The sequence below is a fragment of the Pseudomonas sp. Sample_23 genome, assembly GCF_004307595.1.
In the GTDB taxonomy this organism is placed as follows: Bacteria; Pseudomonadota; Gammaproteobacteria; order Pseudomonadales; family Pseudomonadaceae; genus Aquipseudomonas; species Aquipseudomonas atacamensis.
The window spans coordinates 37,089-55,179 of record NZ_RCNX01000004.1 but is presented as its reverse complement, the minus strand read 5'-3'; the positions used below and the strand labels follow the sequence as shown (position 1 = coordinate 55,179).

Genomic DNA, 18,091 nt, shown 5'->3' with positions numbered 1-18,091 from the left:
GGTCAGGCTCACAGGTACGCGGCGTTGGCCGCTTCGAGGCGGCCCTGGGCGCGCAGGATCAATTCGCAGAATTCACGGGCGGCACCTTCGCCGCCACGGGCGCGGGTAACGCCGTGGGCGTGTTCGCGGACGAAATCGGCAGCGTTGGCCACCGCCATGCCCAGCCCAACACGGCGGATCACCGGCAAGTCTGGCAGATCGTCACCGAGATAGGCGACTTCTTCATAGCTTAGGCCCAGTTGCGCGAGCAGACCGTCGAGTACCACCAGTTTGTCCTCGCGCCCCTGAAACAGATGCGGGATGCCGAGGTTTTTCGCGCGGCGCTCGACCACCGGGGTCTTGCGACCACTGATGATCGCCGTCTGCACGCCGGCATTCATCAGCATCTTGATGCCCTGGCCGTCGAGCGTGTTGAAGGTCTTGAACTCGCTGCCGTCTTCAAGGAAGTACAGGCGCCCGTCGGTGAGCACACCGTCGACGTCGAACACAGCCAGTTTGATCGCTTTGCCGCGTTGCAGCAGATCGTTGCTCATTACATGACTCCTGCGCGCAGCAGATCGGAGAGGTTGAAGGCGCCGATCGGGCGATCCTCCTCGTCGACGACTACCAGGGCGTTGATTCGATGGTCTTCCATGATTTTCAGGGCTTCGGCGGCGAGCATGTCGGGCCGGGCGGTCTTGCCGTGGGCGGTCATCACCTGATCGATGGTGGCGCTGCGGATGTCGATCGCGCGATCCAGGGTGCGGCGCAAATCACCGTCGGTGAAGATCCCGGCGAGCTTGCCATCGGCTTCAATAATAGCGGTCATGCCCAGCCCCTTGCGGGTCATTTCCATCAGCGCGTCCTTGAGCAGGGTACCTCGTTGTACCTGCGGCAGCTCCTGTCCAGCGTGCATGACGTTTTCGACTTTCAGCAGCAGGCGACGGCCAAGGGCGCCGCCGGGATGCGAGAAGGCAAAATCTTCAGCGGTGAAACCACGCGCTTCCAGCAAGGCCACGGCGAGGGCATCGCCCATGACCAGCGCTGCAGTAGTAGAAGAGGTCGGCGCCAGATTCAACGGACAGGCTTCGTGCTCGACATGCACATTGAGATTGACCTCGGCAGCCTTCGCCAATGGCGACTGCGGATTGCCGGTGACGCTGATCAGCTGGATACCCAGGCGTTTGATCAATGGCAGCAGCGTCACGATTTCATTGGTCGAGCCAGAGTTCGACAGGGCCAGAATCACATCGTCGCGGGTGATCATACCCATGTCGCCGTGGCTGGCTTCGGCCGGATGCACGAAAAACGCCGGGGTGCCGGTGCTGGCCAGGGTGGCGGCGATCTTGTTGCCGATGTGCCCGGATTTGCCCATGCCGACCACGACCACGCGGCCCTTGCTGGCCAGAATCATCTCGCAAGCGCGTACGAAATCGGCGTCGATATGGGCCATCAAGCCTTGGACGGCTTCCACTTCGAGGCGGATGGTGCGTTGTGCCGATTGAATCAGGTCGCGGGTTTTGCTCATGTCAGAATCGTATGGGCCGATGAAAAGGCGGCGATTATAGCGGTTATGTGGCAAAGCCTCACGCAAGTTCGACGTGCTTTGTCATTACTGGTTACCAAAACCCTCTGAAACTCGCTCGGGCCCTCTTCAGTCGGCGATCTTGGCCGGGTTCTCGCTTGGGCGCTCAGCCTTTGCAGTGATATAGTTCGCCGCCAGTTCGGCCTGCCCGGGATGCAGGTGTTTCCGAGGAAAGTCTGGCATCCCAGTGAGAGGCTGCATCGCAAGGAGTTTAGATGAGTGCCGATAACGCCTACGCGGTCGAGCTGAAGGGAGTCTCCTTCAAGCGCGGTGCGCGGAGCATTTTCAATAACGTCGATATCCGCATCCCGCGCGGCAAGGTCACCGGCATCATGGGGCCTTCCGGCTGCGGCAAGACCACGCTGCTGCGCCTGATGGGCGCGCAGTTGCGGCCGTCCGGCGGCGAAGTCTGGGTCAACGGGCAGAACCTGCCGACGCTGTCGCGCAGCGATCTGTTCGATGCGCGCAAGCACATGGGCGTGCTGTTTCAGAGCGGTGCGCTGTTCACTGACCTTGATGTGTTCGAGAACGTGGCCTTTCCGCTGCGGGTGCACACGCAACTGCCGGAAGACATGATCCGCGACATCGTCCTGCTGAAATTGCAGGCCGTGGGCCTGCGTGGCGCCATCGAGCTGATGCCGGACGAACTGTCCGGCGGCATGAAGCGCCGCGTGGCGCTGGCCCGGGCGATTGCCCTCGATCCGCAGATTCTCATGTACGACGAGCCCTTCGTGGGCCAGGACCCGATCGCCATGGGCGTGTTGGTGCGCCTGATCCGCCTGCTCAACGATGCTCTGGGCATCACCAGCATCGTGGTTTCGCACGATCTGGCGGAAACCGCGAGCATTGCCGACTACATCTATGTAGTGGGCGATGGTCAGGTGCTGGGCCAAGGCACACCGGATGAGCTGATGAATTCCGATGATCCGCGTATCCGCCAGTTCATGACCGGTGATCCCGATGGCCCGGTGCCGTATCACTTTCCAGCGACGGATTACCGCGCAGATCTTCTGGGGAAGCGTTGATGCGCAGAATTTCATTGATGGAACGCGTGCGTCGGTTCGGCGAATCGGCGATCGACGCGGTCGCGGTGTTTGGTCGAGCGACCCTGTTCCTGTTTCACGCCCTGCTGGGCCGTGGCGGTATCAGCGGTGGTTTCGGCCTGCTGGTCAAGCAGCTGCATTCGGTCGGCGTCATGTCGCTGGTGATCATCGTGGTCTCCGGCATTTTCATCGGCATGGTCCTGGCGTTGCAGGGCTTCAGCATTCTTTCCAGCTATGGTTCAGAGCAGGCGGTGGGGCAGATGGTCGCCCTGACGCTGCTGCGTGAACTGGGGCCGGTGGTCACCGCCTTGCTGTTTGCCGGGCGCGCCGGTTCGGCATTGACCGCCGAGATCGGCAACATGAAATCCACCGAGCAGTTGTCCAGCCTGGAAATGATCGGTGTCGATCCGCTCAAGTACATCATTGCCCCGCGCCTGTGGGCCGGCTTCATTTCCCTGCCGGTGCTGGCGATGATCTTCAGCGTCGTCGGCATCTGGGGCGGTTCGTGGGTGGCAGTCGACTGGCTGGGCGTTTATGAAGGCTCGTACTGGGCGAACATGCAGAACAGCGTGAACTTCACCAGTGACGTGCTCAATGGCGTGATCAAAAGTGTCGTTTTCGCCTTCGTCGTGACCTGGATCGCCGTATTCCAAGGCTATGACTGTGAGCCCACTTCCGAGGGGATCAGTCGTGCCACCACCAAGACCGTGGTGTTTGCCTCGCTGGCAGTGCTCGGCCTGGACTTTATTCTGACCGCTTTGATGTTTGGAGATTTCTGATGCAAAACCGCACCCTGGAAATCGGTGTCGGCCTGTTCCTGCTGGCAGGGATTCTGGCTTTGCTGCTGCTCGCCTTGCGCGTCAGCGGCCTGTCTCCGACTTCGTCCACCGACACTTACAAGTTGTATGCATATTTCGACAATATCGCCGGTCTGACGGTCAGAGCCAAAGTGACCATGGCCGGTGTGACCATCGGCAAGGTCACCGCTATCGATCTGGATCGCGACAGCTTCACCGGTCGGGTCACGCTGCAAGTGGATAAAAAGGTCGACAACCTGCCGGTCGATTCCACAGCGTCTATCCTGACCGCGGGTCTGCTGGGCGAGAAATACATCGGTATCAGCGTCGGCGGTGAAGACACCCAGTTGAAAGACGGTGGAACCATCCATGACACGCAGTCGTCACTGGTACTGGAAGACCTGATCGGTAAATTCCTGCTCAATACCGTTAGCAAAGACGCCAAATGAGGAGCTTTTGAATGATCTCTATCTTGCGACGTGGCCTGTTGGTGTTGCTCGCGGCCCTGCCGTTGATGGCTAACGCTGCACCGGGGCAATCGGCTCATGACCTGATTCAGGACACCACGAACCGGATGCTTGCCGATTTGCAGGCGAACAAAGAGAAGTACAAGCAGGATCCGCAGGATTTCTATGCGGCGCTGAACAACATTGTCGGTCCGGTGGTGGATGCCGAGGGCATCTCCAAAAGCATCATGACCGTGAAGTATTCGCGCAAGGCCACGCCTGAGCAGATGCAGCGCTTTCAGGAAAACTTCAAGCGCGGTCTGTTCCAGTTCTACGGCAACGCTCTGCTGGAATACAACAACCAGGGTATTACCGTTGACCCGGCCAAAGACGAATCGGGCGAGCGCACCAGCGTCAACATGACCGTCAAGGGCAGCAACGGCGCGATCTATCCGGTGCAATACACGCTTGAGAAGATCAGCGGCGAGTGGAAACTGCGCAACGTGATCATCAACGGCATCAATATCGGCAAGCTGTTCCGTGACCAGTTCGCCGACGCCATGCAACGCAATGGCAACGATCTGGACAAGACCATCGATGGCTGGGCCGGTGAAGTCGCCAAGGCCAAGCAGGAAACCGACAAAGCCGCCGCGAAGCCAGCGCAATGAGTGAGGCGGCAGTTCGTATGAGTGATGTCGACGAGCTGGTGCTCAGCGGCGTGCTGGATTACCGCACCGGGCCCGACCTGCGCAAGGAAGGGCAGGCGCTGATCAAGTCGAGCAAGGCATCGGCGCTGGTCATCGATTGTTCGGCGGTGCAGAAGTCCAGCAGCGTCGGCCTGTCGTTGCTGCTGTGCTTCATGCGTGATGCGCAGGCGGCCGGCAAGGCCGTCAGCATTCGTGCGATGCCTGACGACATGCGTGAAATCGCTCAGGTCAGTGAATTGACCGAGCTGTTGGCGCAACCCTGAACCATCATCTATAAAGAAGCCCCCCGTCAGAGTCCTGCGTTGCGGGGTTCGCAGGCGCGGGGCTTTTTTGTATGATGTCCGACCCGTGCGCACAGGGCGCCGATTGAGGTTGAGCATGCAGGCCGTAGAAGTGAAGAGCTTCCTTGAAGGAAAGCTGCCAGGAACGCTGGTAGAAGTTGAGGGCGAAGGCTGCAACTTCCAGCTGAACGTGATTAGCGATGAACTGGCGGCGTTGAGCCCGGTGAAGCGTCAGCAGCAGGTCTATGCCCATTTGAACCCATGGATCACCGATGGCAGCATCCATGCGGTCACTATGAAATTTTTCAGCCGCGCGGCCTGGGCCGAGCGCACCTGAGCCCTAGGGCGTCGAGATACTAATGGATAAATTGATTATTACCGGTGGCGCTCGTCTTGATGGCGAGATCCGCATTTCCGGCGCGAAGAACTCCGCCCTGCCGATTCTGGCCGCGACCTTGCTGTGCGATGGCCCGGTCACCGTCGGCAACCTGCCGCACCTGCACGACATCACCACCATGATCGAGCTGTTCGGGCGCATGGGCATTGAGCCGGTGATCGACGAGAAGCTCAGCGTCGAAATCGACCCGCGCACCATCAAGACCCTGATCGCGCCGTACGAACTGGTGAAAACCATGCGTGCGTCGATCCTGGTACTGGGCCCGATGGTCGCGCGTTTCGGTGAAGCTGAAGTCGCGCTGCCTGGCGGTTGCGCCATCGGTTCGCGTCCGGTCGATCTGCACATCCGCGGTCTGGAAGCCATGGGCGCGGTCATCGACGTCGAAGGCGGCTACATCAAGGCCAAGGCGCCTGAAGGTGGCCTGCGCGGCGCGCACTTCTTCTTCGACACCGTCAGCGTGACCGGTACCGAAAACATCATGATGGCCGCTGCACTGGCCAAGGGCCGCAGCGTGTTGCAGAACGCCGCGCGCGAGCCTGAAGTGGTCGACCTGGCGAACTTCCTCAATGCCATGGGCGCCAAGGTTTCCGGCGCCGGCACCGACACCATCACCATCGATGGCGTCGAGCGTCTGGGTTCGGCTTTCTACAAGGTCATGCCTGACCGTATCGAAACCGGCACCTACCTGGTCGCCGCTGCCGTGACCGGTGGCCGCGTGAAGGTCAAGGACACCGATCCGACCATCCTCGAAGCGGTGCTGGAAAAGCTGCGTGAGGCCGGTGCGGAAATCACCTGCGGTGAAGACTGGATCGAGCTGAACATGCACGGCAAGCGCCCGAAAGCGGTCAACGTGCGCACTGCGCCGTACCCGGCGTTCCCGACCGACATGCAGGCGCAGTTCATCTCGCTCAACGCCATTGCCGAAGGTACTGGTGCGGTGATCGAGACGATCTTCGAAAACCGTTTCATGCACGTGTACGAGCTGCACCGCATGGGCGCGCACATCCAGGTTGAAGGCAACACCGCGATCGTCACCGGTATCGAGAAGCTCAAGGGCGCGCCAGTCATGGCTACCGACCTGCGCGCGTCGGCCAGCCTGGTGATCTCGGCGCTGGTTGCCGAAGGCGACACGCTGATCGACCGCATCTACCACATCGACCGTGGTTACGAGTGCATCGAAGAAAAACTGCAAATGCTGGGTGCCAAGATCCGCCGCGTTCCGGGCTGATCGCTGCATCGGGACACAGGGACGTGTCCACTGAATTCGTTTCGAGTCGAGGGTGTACGCACCCTCGATGTATGTCCGGCGCCGATTGCGACCGGGCATGAGTACCTTGATAAGGACTGACGTTTCCCATGTTGACCATCGCACTGTCCAAGGGCCGCATCCTTGACGACACCCTGCCGCTTCTCGCTGAAGCGGGCATCGTGCCGACCGAGAATCCGGACAAGAGCCGCAAGCTGATCATTCCCACGACCCAGGACGACGTGCGTCTGCTGATCGTGCGTGCCACCGACGTGCCGACCTATGTCGAGCATGGCGCGGCCGACCTCGGCGTCGCCGGTAAGGACGTGCTGATGGAATACAGCGGCCAGGGCCTGTACGAGCCGCTGGACCTGCAGATCGCCCAGTGCAAGCTGATGACCGCCGGCAAGATCGGCGCGGCCGAGCCCAAGGGCCGTCTGCGCGTGGCGACCAAGTTCGTCAACGTTGCCAAGCGTTATTATGCCGAGCAGGGCCGTCAGGTCGACATCATCAAGCTGTACGGCTCGATGGAGCTGGCGCCGCTGATCGGGCTGGCCGACAAGATCATCGACGTGGTCGACACCGGTAACACCCTGCGCGCCAACGGCCTGGAACCCCAGGAACTGATCGCCACGATCAGCTCGCGTCTGGTGGTCAACAAGGCTTCAATGAAAATGCAGCACGCCCGAATCCAGGCGTTGATCGACACCCTGCGCAACGCAGTGGAATCGCGACACCGCGGCTGATCTACCTGCGCGGCCCGAGGCCGCGCCGTCTATCCGCCTCATAGCCAGAATTCTCAGGTGCCCAAGCGGATCGAATGCTAGTTTCGGGCGCCTGAGTTATTTGCCATTCCTATGAGGCTCTCGCTATGACCGCAACCACTGCAATTCGCCGACTCAACGCTGCTGACCCGGATTTCGCGCATCATCTGGATCATCTGCTGAGCTGGGAAAGTGTGTCTGACGACTCGGTCAATCAGCGCGTGCTCGACATCATCAAGGCTGTGCGCGAGCGCGGTGACGCGGCGCTGGTCGAATTCACCCAGAAGTTCGACGGTCTTGAAGTCGCCTCGATGGCCGACCTGATCCTGCCGCGCGAGCGCCTTGAACTGGCTTTGACCCGCATCACTGTGCCGCAACGCGAGGCCTTGGAAAAAGCCGCCGCCCGCGTGCGCAGCTATCACGAAAAACAGAAGCAGGATTCCTGGAGCTACACCGAGGCTGACGGCACGGTGCTCGGCCAGAAAGTCACGCCGCTGGATCGTGCCGGCCTGTACGTGCCGGGCGGCAAGGCCTCGTATCCGTCGTCGGTATTGATGAACGCGATTCCGGCCAAGGTGGCCGGCGTGACCGAAGTGGTCATGGTCGTGCCGACCCCGCGCGGTGAAATCAACGAGCTGGTGCTGGCCGCTGCCTGCATCGCCGGTGTCGACCGCGTGTTCACCATCGGCGGCGCGCAAGCGGTTGCCGCACTGGCTTATGGCACCGAAAGCGTGCCGCGTGTCGACAAGGTTGTCGGCCCGGGCAATATCTATGTAGCCACGGCCAAGCGCCATGTGTTCGGCCAGGTCGGCATCGACATGATCGCCGGCCCTTCGGAAATCCTCGTGGTCTGCGACGGCCAGACTGATCCGGACTGGATCGCCATGGACCTGTTCTCCCAGGCCGAGCACGACGAAGACGCGCAAGCGATTCTGGTCAGCCCCGACGCCGAGTTCCTCGACAAGGTGGCCGCGAGCATCGATAAATTGCTGCCGACCATGGACCGCGCGACCATCATCGAAACTTCGATCAATGGCCGTGGTGCGCTGATTCAGGTGAGCGACATGGCCCAAGCCATCGAAGTCGCCAACCGCATTGCCCCGGAACACCTGGAATTGTCGGTCGCTGATCCACAAGCCTGGCTGCCGCAGATTCGTCACGCCGGTGCGATCTTCATGGGCCGCCACACTTCCGAAGCGTTGGGCGATTACTGTGCCGGTCCGAACCACGTGTTGCCGACTTCCGGCACCGCGCGGTTCTCCTCGCCGCTGGGCGTCTACGACTTCCAGAAGCGCTCGTCGATCATCTTCTGCTCCGAGGCCGGCGCTTCCGAGCTGGGCAAAACAGCATCGGTACTGGCCCGTGGCGAATCGCTGAGCGCCCACGCACGCAGCGCCGAATACCGCATCAAAGACCAAGACTTTCTGAAAGGGCAGGGGAACTGAGCGATGAGTAAATTCTGGAGCCCGTTCGTCAAGGATCTGGTGCCCTACGTGCCGGGCGAACAGCCGAAGCTGACCAAACTGGTCAAGCTCAATACCAACGAAAATCCGTATGGCCCGTCGCCAAAAGCACTGGCGGCGATGCAAGCCGAGCTCAACGACAACCTGCGCCTGTACCCGGACCCGAACAGTGATCTGCTGAAAAACGCCGTGGCCGAATACTACGGCGTGCAAACCAGTCAGGTGTTCCTCGGCAACGGTTCGGACGAAGTGCTTGCGCACATCTTCCACGGCTTGCTGCAACACGATCAGCCGCTGCTGTTCCCGGACATCAGCTACAGCTTCTATCCGGTCTACTGCGGTCTGTACGGGATTGAATTCGATGCGGTGCCGCTGGATGCGCAGTTCCAGATCAATCCGGCCGACTACGCCAAACCGAATGGCGGGATCATTTTTCCCAACCCGAACGCCCCGACCGGCTGCCTGCTGGCGCTGGACGCGGTCGAGCAAATCCTCAAGGCCAGTCCTGATTCGGTCGTAGTCGTGGATGAGGCGTACATCGACTTCGGCGGCGAGACGGCGATCAGTCTGGTGGACCGCTATCCGAATCTGCTGGTGACGCAGACGCTGTCCAAGTCACGCTCGCTGGCCGGCCTGCGTGTCGGTCTGGCGGTAGGGCATCCGGACCTGATCGAAGCGCTGGAGCGGATCAAGAACAGCTTCAACTCTTATCCACTGGATCGTCTGGCGATTGTCGGCGCGGCGGCGGCTTTTGCCGATCGCGAGTATTTCGACAAGACCTGTCGTCAGGTGATCGAGAGCCGCGAATGGGTGGTGGCGCAGTTACAGGCTAAAGGCTTTGAAGTGCTGCCGTCGGCGGCCAACTTCATCTTCGCTCGCCACCCGCAGCATGATGCGGCGGGTCTGGCGGCCAAGCTGCGCGAGCAGGGCGTGATCGTGCGGCACTTCAAGCAGGAGCGGATTGCGCAGTTCTTGCGGATATCGGTGGGGACGCCTGAGCAGAATCAGGCGTTGATCAGCGGCCTTGGCGACCTCTAAAAGCAAAAGCCCCTCGCCCTAGCCCTCTCCCGGAGGGAGAGGGGACTGAATGGGGAATATTGCAGAATTTCACCGACCTGAATTTGGTTTACCGATCCATAATCGACTCGGTCTTTCAGGTCGATGTATCCCGCAAGACAACTCGGTCGGCTCCCTCTCCCTCTGGGAGAGGGCTGGGGTGAGGGTGTGCTTTTATTCGTGATGCGGCTCGCCAAGGAATGTCAGCGAACTGAACAACCCACGACTATCCACATCAGCGCTGCCCTTCACCGGCGCTTCAACCTGCGCCGCAATCACATTCAACCCTTCATTACGCACCAGCACCTGCGCACGCCCATCCTTGTCGGTCTCGGTGCTCAGGGTGTTTGGCGCGCTGCGATAGTCGCCATACAACTTCACCCCCGCCGCCGGTTTGCCATCGAGCAGCACCCGCACCGGTAACGATTTACCCGGCCCGACGGTCAGCGGATCGACCTCCGGCAGGATGAGCAGTTTGATTTGGTCAAGCTTCGGCAACTTCGCCCCCGGCTGATAGATCGCCAGACTGTACTTGAACGTCTGCGTGGCCTCGGTGGCGCCGGGCACTTTGCTGCGTCCTTCGTTGATCCACTTCTTGTCCGCCGTCTGCGACCACATGCCGTTGTTCAGCGCCACGGCCAGCACCGCCGGCGGCTTCAATGGTTTCAAACGGGCATGATCGGCCAGGCGCTCGACGCTGACCGGGATCATTTTGCCGCTTGCGTCATAAGCCCAGGCACCGCTGATTTTCTGCGCCTTGAAGGCGTTGTCTTCGGCGCCGTGGCCGTAGATCACTTCGATGTTGCCGCGTCGCTCCTCTGTCCACAGGCCGTGCGCCGACACCTGACCGGTGAATAGCGCAGCGAGGAGCAGAAGGGATTTGCCGTAGTGCATGGTGACGTCCTTTTACAGGTTGAGTGTCAGGCTGACGGTGAAATTGCGTGGCTCGCCGGGATTGACCCAGTAGTTGCTGTAGGAGCGCTCGTAGTATTTTTCGTCGAAGATGTTGTTCAGGTTCAGGCCGAGCGTGACGTTGTCGCTGGCCTTGTAATGCGCGAGCAAGTCGACGGTCTGGTAGGCCGGCAATTCGAAGTCGCTGCCGGATTCGCCCGAGCGATCGCCGACGTAGGTGAACGCTGCGCCGACGTCTGAACCGCGCAGACGGCCATCCTGAAATTCATACACACCCAGCAGACTGCCGCTGCGTTTGGCCACGCCGAGGATGCGGCTGCCGGTGGGAATGGTCGCGTCACCCTTGGTCACCTCGGCGTCGATGTAGGCGAAGGCGCCGATGACCCGTATCGCGTCGGTCACCTGGCCGCTCACTTGCCAATCGAAACCCTGACTGCGTGCCTTGCCCATGGCGCGGCTGGTGTCGGTGCCCGGATCGAGGGCGAGAACGTTTTCCTTGTCGATGTGGAAGAAGGCGAGGGTGCTGCTCACCCGCTCATCAAACAGCTCGTTCTTGATCCCCACTTCGTAACCGACGCCTTCTTCCGGATCGAAGGATTTGCCGGAAGCATCCAGGCCGTTGTTCGGTTTGAACGAGGTCGAGGCGTTGGCGAACAGGCCGGTATTAGGCGTGAGCTGATAGAGCAGGCCGGCGCGTTGAGTCAGTGCGTCGTGGCGCTGCTGGCTTTTGGCGTTGCGGCTGTGATCGTCGATGCGCTGATCGAAATGCTCGAAGCGCGCGCCGACCATGCCGCGCAGCTTGTCGGTGAAGATGATCTGGTCCTGCAGATTCAGCGCATGACTTTCGACGTGTTCGAAGAAGTCGGTGCCCGAGCGTGCGCCGTTGGGTTTAGGCTGACCGTAAACCGGCTTATAGATGTCGATGGCGTAGGGGCCGCCAGCAATGGTGGTGACGCGTTCGTCCTTGCGGTAATTCTCGTACTCGGTGCCGATCAGCAATTCATGCTGCCACGGGCCGAGGTCGAACAGACCGCGCAGTTCCAGTTGGGTGATGCTGTCGTGCCAACTCGTGTCGCGTTCGCGCAAGCGGCGGTTGACCGTGTGGCCGTCGGCGTTCAGCGGTCGTGCTTCGGAAGCGTCGCCCCAGAGCTTGCCTTCCTTGTAGTGACTGGCCAGGCGCAGCTTCCAGCTGTCGTTCAGATGGTGTTCAAGAGTGGCCTGGAGCAAGTTGTTGTGGTTATCGATGTTGCCGTCGTTGGGTTCGCCCAAGAACGTCGAGCGCGATACGCCGCTCCATTTGTTGTTCGGCGCCACGACGCCACGATCGAACGTCGAGTTGTGACGGACGATTTCGCTTTCCACCAGCAGTGAGGTGTCCGGGTTCAACTGCCAACTGATCGAAGGCGCGACGAAGACCCGCTGGCTGTCGACGTGGTCGCGAAAGCTTTTGTTGTCTTCTACGGCGAAGTTGATGCGCGTGAGCACATTGCCCTGATCATCGAGGGGCGTGTTGACGTCCAGCGCGGTGCGATAGCGGTCCCAACTGCCGGCGCTGGTTTGCACAGTGGTGAACGCTTCGGGCTGCGGCTTCTTGGTGACGATGTTCACCGTGCCGCCCGGATCTCCCCGGCCGTAAAGGCTGGCGGCCGGGCCTTTGAGCACTTCGATGCGCTCGATGTTCGCTGCATCCGGCGTGCTCGGGTAACCGCGATTGGCGCTGGAGCCGTCCTTGTAGAACTCCGAAGTGGTGAAGCCGCGCACGCTGTATTCGTACAGGGTCAGGCCGCCGAAGTTGTTCTGCTTCGACACGCCGCCGGCAAAATCCAGCGCGCGTTCAACGCTGGTGCTGCCCAGATCCGAGAGCACACTGGCCGGGACTACGCTGATGGCTTGCGGGATATCGCGAATCGCTGTGTCGGTTTTGGTCGCACTGGCCGAGCGAGTCGCGCGATAACCGCTGACCGGGCCGGTGGGTGATTCGTAGTCGGAAGTGACGCTGATGGCTTCCAGCTCAACGGGCTGCGGCTCATCAGCGAAGGCGGGGTCGCAGAGCAAACCCAGAGTCAGGCCCAACAGCGAGGCCTTTTTGCGAGACGACATGTTATGTTGTTCCAATTGCTAGAATTGAAACAATATAACATGCCTGTTGAGAATGTCTGTTATTCGCGCCGCTGGCGCGAAAACATTTTTACTCTTCTTTTTCTTTCACCGGTGCCGGCGGTGGACGCAGGCCGATTTCAGCGGTCAGCTTCAGCTCCTTGCCGTTGCGCATGACCTGAATCGTCACCTTGTCGGTCGGCTTGATCCGCGCCACCTGGTTCATCGAGCGGCGACCATCGCCGGCCGGCTCGCCATCGATGCTCAGAATCACATCGCCCAATTGCAGGCCGGCTTTCTGCGCCGGGCCGTGACGGAAGATCCCCGCGACGACAATCCCCGGACGCCCGGACAAGCCAAACGACTCCGCCAGTTCCTGAGTCAGCGGTTGCACTTCGATGCCCAGCCAGCCACGAATCACCTGGCCGTGCTCGATGATCGACTTCATCACTTCCATCGCCAGTTTCACCGGGATGGCAAAACCGATGCCTTGCGAGCCGCCGGATTTGGAAAAGATCGCCGTGTTGATACCGGTGAGGTTGCCGTTGGCATCGACTAGCGCACCGCCGGAGTTGCCCGGGTTGATCGCCGCATCGGTCTGGATGAAGTCTTCGTAGTTGTTCAGGCCCAACTGATTACGGCCGGTGGCGCTGATGATGCCCATGGTCACGGTCTGGCCGACGCCGAACGGGTTGCCGATGGCCAGCGCGACGTCACCGATGCGAATGCTGTCGGAGCGGCCGACGGTGATTGCCGGCAGGTTTTTCAGATCGATTTTAAGGACAGCAAGGTCGGTTTCCGGATCGCTGCCGATCACCCGCGCGAGTGTTTCGCGACCATCCTTCAGCGCCACGACAATCTGGTCGGCGCCGCTGGTGACGTGGTTGTTGGTAAGGATGTAGCCTTCCGGGCTCATGATCACCCCGGAACCCAGGCTCGATTCCATGCGCTTCTGTTTCGGCGAGTTATCACCGAAGAAGCGGCGGAACTGCGGATCCTCGAACAAGGGATGCGCCGGTTTGTTGATGACCTTGGTGGTGTACAGGTTGACCACCGACGGCGCGGCGATGCCCACCGCATCCGCATAGGACACCGGCCCCTGCTGCACGATCGTGGTCTGAGGGGCCTGTTGCAGATTGACGTCGAGGCTCGGCAGCCCGACCCACTCGGGGTAACGCTGAATAATCAACAGAGCGATAAGCACACCGGCCAACAGCGGCCAGCCAAAAAAACGCAGCGCCTTGAGCATTAAGCACGTTCCTGGAAAGGTTGCAGGCGAGGTCAGACCGCCCATAATGTCGCGCATTATACGAGGCCGCGCGCGCCTCTGAACGGGATATTTAGGAGTCTTTCATGGCCGTTGCCCTCAGCACCCTCGTCGAAGAAGCCGACCGTTACCTGGGCAGTGCGAAAATTGCCGATTATTGCCCCAACGGATTGCAGGTCGAAGGCCGCCCGCAGGTGATGCGTATCGTCAGCGGCGTCACCGCCAGCCAGGCTTTACTGGACGCGGCCGTGGAAGCCGAGGCCGACCTGATCCTGGTCCACCACGGTTATTTCTGGAAAGGCGAAAACCCTTGCGTCACCGGCATGAAACAGCGCCGCTTGAAAACCTTGCTCAAGCACGACATCAGTCTGCTCGCCTATCACCTGCCGCTGGATCTGCACCCGGACGTCGGCAACAACGTGCAACTGGCGCGTCAGCTCGACATCACTGTCGAAGGGCCGCTCGACCCGAGCAATCCGAAAGTCGTCGGGCTGGTCGGCTCACTGAATGAGCCAATGACTGCGCGGGATTTCGCGCGCAAGGTGCAGGAAGTCATGGGCCGCGAGCCGCTGCTGATCGAAGGCAGCGGCATGATCCGCCGCGTCGGCTGGTGCACCGGCGGTGGCCAGGGCTATATCGACCAGGGCGTGGCGGCGGGTGTCGACCTGTTCATCAGTGGCGAGGCCTCCGAGCAGACTTTCCACAGTGCGCGGGAAAACGACATCAGCTTCATCGCCGCCGGCCACCACGCCACCGAGCGCTATGGCGTACAGGCGCTGGGTGAGTATCTGGCGAAGCGCTTTGCCCTTGAGCACATCTTCATCGACATCCCGAACCCGATCTGAGCTCACCGCAAACTCCTGTGGGAGCGAGCCTGCTTGCGAAGGCCTCAGACCTTCAATACAAAGGTGCCTGACAATCCGCTTTCGCGAGCAGGCTCGCTCCCACATTCGGCCCTGACGGGCCGAACTGGCAGGCATATTCATATACCCTTTCGATCTAGTTGGCGTCCTGATTAGAAGAGGTCGCTGTGCTAGGATTCCTCGCTCGAACACGGCCCGCTGGCCGTTCATAAGAAAGCTTTCGTGAGTAGCCATGGTCGACAAACTGACGCATCTGAAACAGCTGGAGGCGGAAAGCATCCACATCATCCGCGAGGTGGCCGCCGAGTTCGATAACCCGGTGATGCTGTACTCCATCGGTAAAGACTCCGCCGTGATGCTGCACCTGGCACGCAAGGCGTTCTTCCCGGGCAAACTGCCGTTTCCGGTGATGCACGTCGACACCCGCTGGAAATTCCAGGAAATGTACAAGTTCCGCGACAAGATGGTCGAAGACTTGGGCCTGGACCTGATCACCCACATCAACCCCGATGGCGTGGCGCAGAACATCAACCCGTTCACCCACGGCAGCGCCAAGCACACCGACATCATGAAAACCGAAGGCCTGAAACAGGCACTCGACAAGCATGGTTTCGATGCAGCGTTCGGCGGCGCCCGTCGCGATGAAGAGAAATCCCGCGCCAAAGAGCGCGTGTACTCGTTCCGCGACAGCAAGCACCGCTGGGACCCGAAAAACCAGCGTCCAGAGCTGTGGAACGTCTACAACGGCAAGGTCAACAAGGGCGAATCCATCCGTGTGTTCCCGTTGTCGAACTGGACCGAGCTGGACATCTGGCAGTACATCTATCTCGAAGGCATCCCGATTGTGCCGCTGTACTTTGCCGCCGAACGCGAAGTGATCGAGAAGAACGGCACGCTGATCATGATCGACGACGAGCGCATCCTCGAGCACCTGTCCGATGAAGACAAAGCGCGCATCGTGAAAAAGAAAGTGCGGTTCCGCACCCTTGGCTGCTACCCGTTGACGGGCGCGGTGGAGTCCGAGGCCGAAAGCCTGACGGACATCATTCAGGAAATGCTCCTGACGCGAACTTCCGAGCGCCAGGGCCGGGTCATCGACCACGATGGCGCAGGCTCGATGGAAGACAAAAAACGTCAAGGCTATTTCTAAGGGGCTGTCATGTCGCATGTTTCTGATTTGATCAGCGAGGACATCCTCGCCTACCTAGGCCAGCACGAACGTAAAGAGCTGCTGCGCTTTTTGACCTGCGGTAACGTCGATGACGGCAAGAGCACCCTGATCGGGCGCCTGCTGCACGACTCGAAAATGATCTACGAAGATCACCTCGAAGCGATCACCCGCGATTCGAAGAAAGTCGGCACCACCGGTGACGACATCGATCTGGCGTTGCTGGTCGACGGTCTGCAGGCCGAGCGTGAGCAGGGCATCACCATTGATGTCGCCTACCGCTATTTCTCCACCGCCAAGCGCAAATTCATCATCGCCGACACCCCCGGCCATGAGCAGTACACCCGCAACATGGCCACCGGTGCGTCCACCTGTGACCTGGCGATCATTCTGGTCGACGCCCGTTACGGCGTGCAGACCCAGACCCGTCGCCACAGCTTCATCGCTTCCCTGCTGGGTATCAAACACATCGTCGTCGCCATCAACAAGATGGACTTGAAGGACTTCGACGAAGGCGTGTTCGAATCGATCAAGGCTGACTACCTGAAGTTCGCCGAAGGCTTGAAGATGAAGCCGACCAGCATGCACTTCGTGCCGATGTCTGCCCTCAAGGGCGACAACGTGGTGAACAAGTCCGAGCGCTCGCCGTGGTACACCGGCCAGTCGCTGATGGAAATCCTCGAGACTGTGGAAGTGGCGGGCGATCGCAACTTCACCGATCTGCGTTTCCCGGTGCAGTACGTCAACCGTCCGAACCTGAACTTCCGCGGTTTCGCCGGCACCCTGGCCAGCGGCATCGTGCACAAGGGCGACGAAGTCGTGGTGCTGCCGTCGGGCAAGAGCAGCCGGGTGAAGTCCATCGTCACTTTCGAAGGTGAGCTGGAACACGCAGGTCCCGGTCAGGCGGTAACGCTGACCATGGAAGACGAAATCGACATCTCCCGTGGCGACCTGTTGGTGCATGCCGACAACGTGCCGCCGGTGACCGACAGCTTCGAAGCGATGCTGGTTTGGATGGCTGAAGAGCCGATGCTGCCGGGCAAGAAATATGACATCAAACGCGCCACCAGTTACGTGCCGGGCTCGATCGCCAGCATCGTCAACAAGGTCGACGTCAACACGTTGGAAGAAGGCCCGGCGAGCGCGTTGCAGCTCAACGAAATCGGCAAGGTGAAGATCGCGCTCGACGCGCCGATCGCCCTCGACGGTTACGAAAGCAACCGCACCACCGGCGCGTTCATCGTCATCGATCGCTTGACCAACGGCACCGTTGGCGCTGGCATGATCGTCGCGCAGCCAGTGACGCACGGCACCGCCACGCATCACGGCAAACTGGCGCACGTGGCGACTGAAGAACGCGCCCAGCGCTTCGGCCAGCAACCAGCCACCGTGCTGTTCAGCGGCCTGTCCGGTGCGGGCAAAAGCACCTTGGCGTATGCGGTCGAGCGCAAGCTGTTCGACATGGGGCGCGCGGTGTTTGTACTCGATGGCCAGAATCTGCGTCATGATTTGAACAAAGGTCTGCCACAAGATCGCGCCGGGCGTACCGAGAACTGGCGTCGTGCCGCGCACGTGGCGCGTCAGTTCAACGAAGCGGGGCTGCTGACGCTGGCCGCGTTCGTTGCGCCGAGTGCCGAAGGTCGCGAGCAGGCCAAGGAACTGATCGGCAAGGATCGCTTGCTGACGGTCTATGTGCAGGCGTCGCCGACCGTGTGCGCCGAACGTGATCCGCAAGGTCTGTACGCCGCTGGCGGCGACAACATCCCGGGCGAATCCTTCCCGTACGATGTGCCGCTCAATGCCGACCTGGTGATCGACACGCAGTCGCTGAGCCTGGAAGAAAGCGTCAAGCAAGTGCTGGAGCTGTTGCGTCAGCGTGGCGCAATCTAAGGTAGAAGCAGCGACAGGCTTCTAGCTGCAAGCGGCAAGAAAAAGCCCGCCGGTGAGTGATCATCGGCGGGTTTTTTATTTCAGAGCGCTGCAATTAAAACTGTGGGAGCGAGCCTGCTCGCGAAAGCTT

General features: G+C 60.5%; 18 protein-coding genes. 13 read left to right on the top strand and 5 right to left on the bottom strand.

Annotated elements, in window-relative coordinates; all coding sequences use genetic code 11:
* Positions 1-8: 8 nt before the first annotated feature.
* Together D8U82_RS00650 and D8U82_RS00645 are read right to left on the bottom strand one after the other, a co-directional pair.
* On the bottom strand, positions 9-533 hold the full coding sequence (locus tag D8U82_RS00650) for an HAD family hydrolase (RefSeq protein ID WP_016771677.1): 525 nt from the start codon (positions 531-533) through the stop codon (positions 9-11).
* Positions 533-1,507 carry a KpsF/GutQ family sugar-phosphate isomerase gene (locus tag D8U82_RS00645; RefSeq protein WP_024011623.1) on the bottom strand — a complete coding sequence of 325 codons (975 nt, stop codon included), beginning with the start codon at positions 1,505-1,507 and terminating at the stop codon, positions 533-535. Before D8U82_RS00645 ends, D8U82_RS00650 begins: the two co-directional genes overlap by 1 nt.
* A 272-nt stretch (positions 1,508-1,779) precedes the next feature.
* Between D8U82_RS00645 and D8U82_RS00640 the strand changes: the two genes are divergently transcribed.
* The 10 genes from D8U82_RS00640 (at position 1,780) to hisC (ending at position 9,746) form a co-directional block, all read left to right on the top strand.
* Positions 1,780-2,589 (top strand): ATP-binding cassette domain-containing protein, encoded by an 810-nt coding sequence (locus tag D8U82_RS00640; RefSeq protein ID WP_076565862.1) that lies wholly within the window; start codon positions 1,780-1,782, stop codon positions 2,587-2,589.
* Positions 2,589-3,386, top strand: coding sequence for a lipid asymmetry maintenance ABC transporter permease subunit MlaE (mlaE, locus tag D8U82_RS00635; RefSeq protein WP_016771674.1), 798 nt, complete (start codon positions 2,589-2,591; stop codon positions 3,384-3,386). Before D8U82_RS00640 ends, mlaE begins: the two co-directional genes overlap by 1 nt.
* Positions 3,386-3,853 carry an outer membrane lipid asymmetry maintenance protein MlaD gene (gene mlaD / locus D8U82_RS00630; RefSeq protein ID WP_016771673.1) on the top strand — a complete coding sequence of 156 codons (468 nt, stop codon included), beginning with the start codon at positions 3,386-3,388 and terminating at the stop codon, positions 3,851-3,853. The genes mlaE and mlaD overlap by 1 nt, the downstream gene beginning before the upstream one ends.
* Before the next feature lie 11 nt (positions 3,854-3,864).
* A complete protein-coding gene (locus tag D8U82_RS00625; protein ID WP_110603726.1) occupies positions 3,865-4,518 on the top strand; it encodes an ABC transporter substrate-binding protein in 654 nt (217 codons plus the stop codon).
* On the top strand, positions 4,515-4,820 hold the full coding sequence (locus D8U82_RS00620; RefSeq protein WP_016771671.1) for an STAS domain-containing protein: 306 nt from the start codon (positions 4,515-4,517) through the stop codon (positions 4,818-4,820). The genes D8U82_RS00625 and D8U82_RS00620 overlap by 4 nt, the downstream gene beginning before the upstream one ends.
* A 115-nt stretch (positions 4,821-4,935) precedes the next feature.
* Entirely contained in the window at positions 4,936-5,175 is a 240-nt protein-coding gene (locus D8U82_RS00615; protein ID WP_016771670.1) for a BolA family protein, read from the top strand.
* Between the two features lie 22 nt (positions 5,176-5,197).
* Positions 5,198-6,463: a UDP-N-acetylglucosamine 1-carboxyvinyltransferase gene (gene murA / locus D8U82_RS00610; RefSeq protein WP_016771669.1), complete on the top strand. Its 1,266-nt coding sequence runs from the start codon at positions 5,198-5,200 to the stop codon at positions 6,461-6,463.
* A 128-nt stretch (positions 6,464-6,591) separates the two neighbouring features.
* Positions 6,592-7,227, top strand: coding sequence for an ATP phosphoribosyltransferase (gene hisG, locus D8U82_RS00605; protein ID WP_016771668.1), 636 nt, complete (start codon positions 6,592-6,594; stop codon positions 7,225-7,227).
* A gap of 125 nt (positions 7,228-7,352) precedes the next feature.
* Positions 7,353-8,690: a histidinol dehydrogenase gene (hisD, locus tag D8U82_RS00600; RefSeq protein WP_016771667.1), complete on the top strand. Its 1,338-nt coding sequence runs from the start codon at positions 7,353-7,355 to the stop codon at positions 8,688-8,690.
* 3 nt (positions 8,691-8,693) lie between these two features.
* On the top strand, positions 8,694-9,746 hold the full coding sequence (hisC, locus tag D8U82_RS00595) for a histidinol-phosphate transaminase (protein ID WP_130901485.1): 1,053 nt from the start codon (positions 8,694-8,696) through the stop codon (positions 9,744-9,746).
* A 192-nt stretch (positions 9,747-9,938) separates the two neighbouring features.
* Here hisC and D8U82_RS00590 read toward each other — a convergent pair whose 3' ends face one another.
* From D8U82_RS00590 to algW, 3 genes are all read right to left on the bottom strand, one after another.
* Entirely contained in the window at positions 9,939-10,658 is a 720-nt protein-coding gene (locus tag D8U82_RS00590) for a DUF4198 domain-containing protein (RefSeq protein ID WP_130901484.1), read from the bottom strand.
* 12 nt (positions 10,659-10,670) lie between these two features.
* The gene (locus D8U82_RS00585; RefSeq protein WP_130901483.1) at positions 10,671-12,776 is read right to left on the bottom strand and encodes a TonB-dependent siderophore receptor; all 2,106 of its coding nucleotides are present in this window, start codon (positions 12,774-12,776) and stop codon (positions 10,671-10,673) included.
* An 88-nt stretch (positions 12,777-12,864) separates the two neighbouring features.
* Complete coding sequence (gene algW / locus D8U82_RS00580; protein WP_130901482.1) at positions 12,865-14,022, bottom strand: Do family serine endopeptidase AlgW; 1,158 nt, start codon at positions 14,020-14,022, stop codon at positions 12,865-12,867.
* Positions 14,023-14,126: 104 nt separating this feature from the next.
* Here algW and D8U82_RS00575 point away from each other — a divergent pair, with 104 nt between their 5' ends.
* The 3 genes from D8U82_RS00575 to cysN all read left to right on the top strand — a co-directional run bounded on the left by D8U82_RS00575 (position 14,127) and on the right by cysN (position 17,961).
* A complete protein-coding gene (locus D8U82_RS00575) occupies positions 14,127-14,885 on the top strand; it encodes a Nif3-like dinuclear metal center hexameric protein (protein WP_130901481.1) in 759 nt (252 codons plus the stop codon).
* 250 nt (positions 14,886-15,135) lie between these two features.
* Positions 15,136-16,053 (top strand): sulfate adenylyltransferase subunit CysD, encoded by a 918-nt coding sequence (gene cysD, locus D8U82_RS00570; protein ID WP_016771664.1) that lies wholly within the window; start codon positions 15,136-15,138, stop codon positions 16,051-16,053.
* A 9-nt stretch (positions 16,054-16,062) separates the two neighbouring features.
* On the top strand, positions 16,063-17,961 hold the full coding sequence (cysN, locus tag D8U82_RS00565; protein ID WP_130901480.1) for a sulfate adenylyltransferase subunit CysN: 1,899 nt from the start codon (positions 16,063-16,065) through the stop codon (positions 17,959-17,961).
* The last annotated feature ends 130 nt before the right edge of the window (positions 17,962-18,091 follow it).

Bases quoted from the DNA above. Each gene is read 5' to 3' on its own strand.
- D8U82_RS00575 (WP_130901481.1), top strand. From the start codon at position 14,127: ATGGCCGTTGCCCTCAGCACCCTCGTCGAAGAAGCCGACCGTTACCTG.
- D8U82_RS00645 (WP_024011623.1), bottom strand. From the start codon at position 1,507: ATGAGCAAAACCCGCGACCTGATTCAATCGGCACAACGCACCATCCGC.
- mlaE (WP_016771674.1), top strand. From the start codon at position 2,589: ATGCGCAGAATTTCATTGATGGAACGCGTGCGTCGGTTCGGCGAATCG.
- hisC (WP_130901485.1), top strand. From the start codon at position 8,694: ATGAGTAAATTCTGGAGCCCGTTCGTCAAGGATCTGGTGCCCTACGTG.
- mlaD (WP_016771673.1), top strand. From the start codon at position 3,386: ATGCAAAACCGCACCCTGGAAATCGGTGTCGGCCTGTTCCTGCTGGCA.
- D8U82_RS00585 (WP_130901483.1), bottom strand. From the start codon at position 12,776: ATGTCGTCTCGCAAAAAGGCCTCGCTGTTGGGCCTGACTCTGGGTTTG.
- hisG (WP_016771668.1), top strand. From the start codon at position 6,592: ATGTTGACCATCGCACTGTCCAAGGGCCGCATCCTTGACGACACCCTG.
- algW (WP_130901482.1), bottom strand. From the start codon at position 14,022: ATGCTCAAGGCGCTGCGTTTTTTTGGCTGGCCGCTGTTGGCCGGTGTG.
- murA (WP_016771669.1), top strand. From the start codon at position 5,198: ATGGATAAATTGATTATTACCGGTGGCGCTCGTCTTGATGGCGAGATC.
- D8U82_RS00590 (WP_130901484.1), bottom strand. From the start codon at position 10,658: ATGCACTACGGCAAATCCCTTCTGCTCCTCGCTGCGCTATTCACCGGT.
- cysD (WP_016771664.1), top strand. From the start codon at position 15,136: ATGGTCGACAAACTGACGCATCTGAAACAGCTGGAGGCGGAAAGCATC.
- cysN (WP_130901480.1), top strand. From the start codon at position 16,063: ATGTCGCATGTTTCTGATTTGATCAGCGAGGACATCCTCGCCTACCTA.
- hisD (WP_016771667.1), top strand. From the start codon at position 7,353: ATGACCGCAACCACTGCAATTCGCCGACTCAACGCTGCTGACCCGGAT.
- D8U82_RS00650 (WP_016771677.1), bottom strand. From the start codon at position 533: ATGAGCAACGATCTGCTGCAACGCGGCAAAGCGATCAAACTGGCTGTG.
- D8U82_RS00615 (WP_016771670.1), top strand. From the start codon at position 4,936: ATGCAGGCCGTAGAAGTGAAGAGCTTCCTTGAAGGAAAGCTGCCAGGA.
- D8U82_RS00620 (WP_016771671.1), top strand. From the start codon at position 4,515: ATGAGTGAGGCGGCAGTTCGTATGAGTGATGTCGACGAGCTGGTGCTC.
- D8U82_RS00640 (WP_076565862.1), top strand. From the start codon at position 1,780: ATGAGTGCCGATAACGCCTACGCGGTCGAGCTGAAGGGAGTCTCCTTC.
- D8U82_RS00625 (WP_110603726.1), top strand. From the start codon at position 3,865: ATGATCTCTATCTTGCGACGTGGCCTGTTGGTGTTGCTCGCGGCCCTG.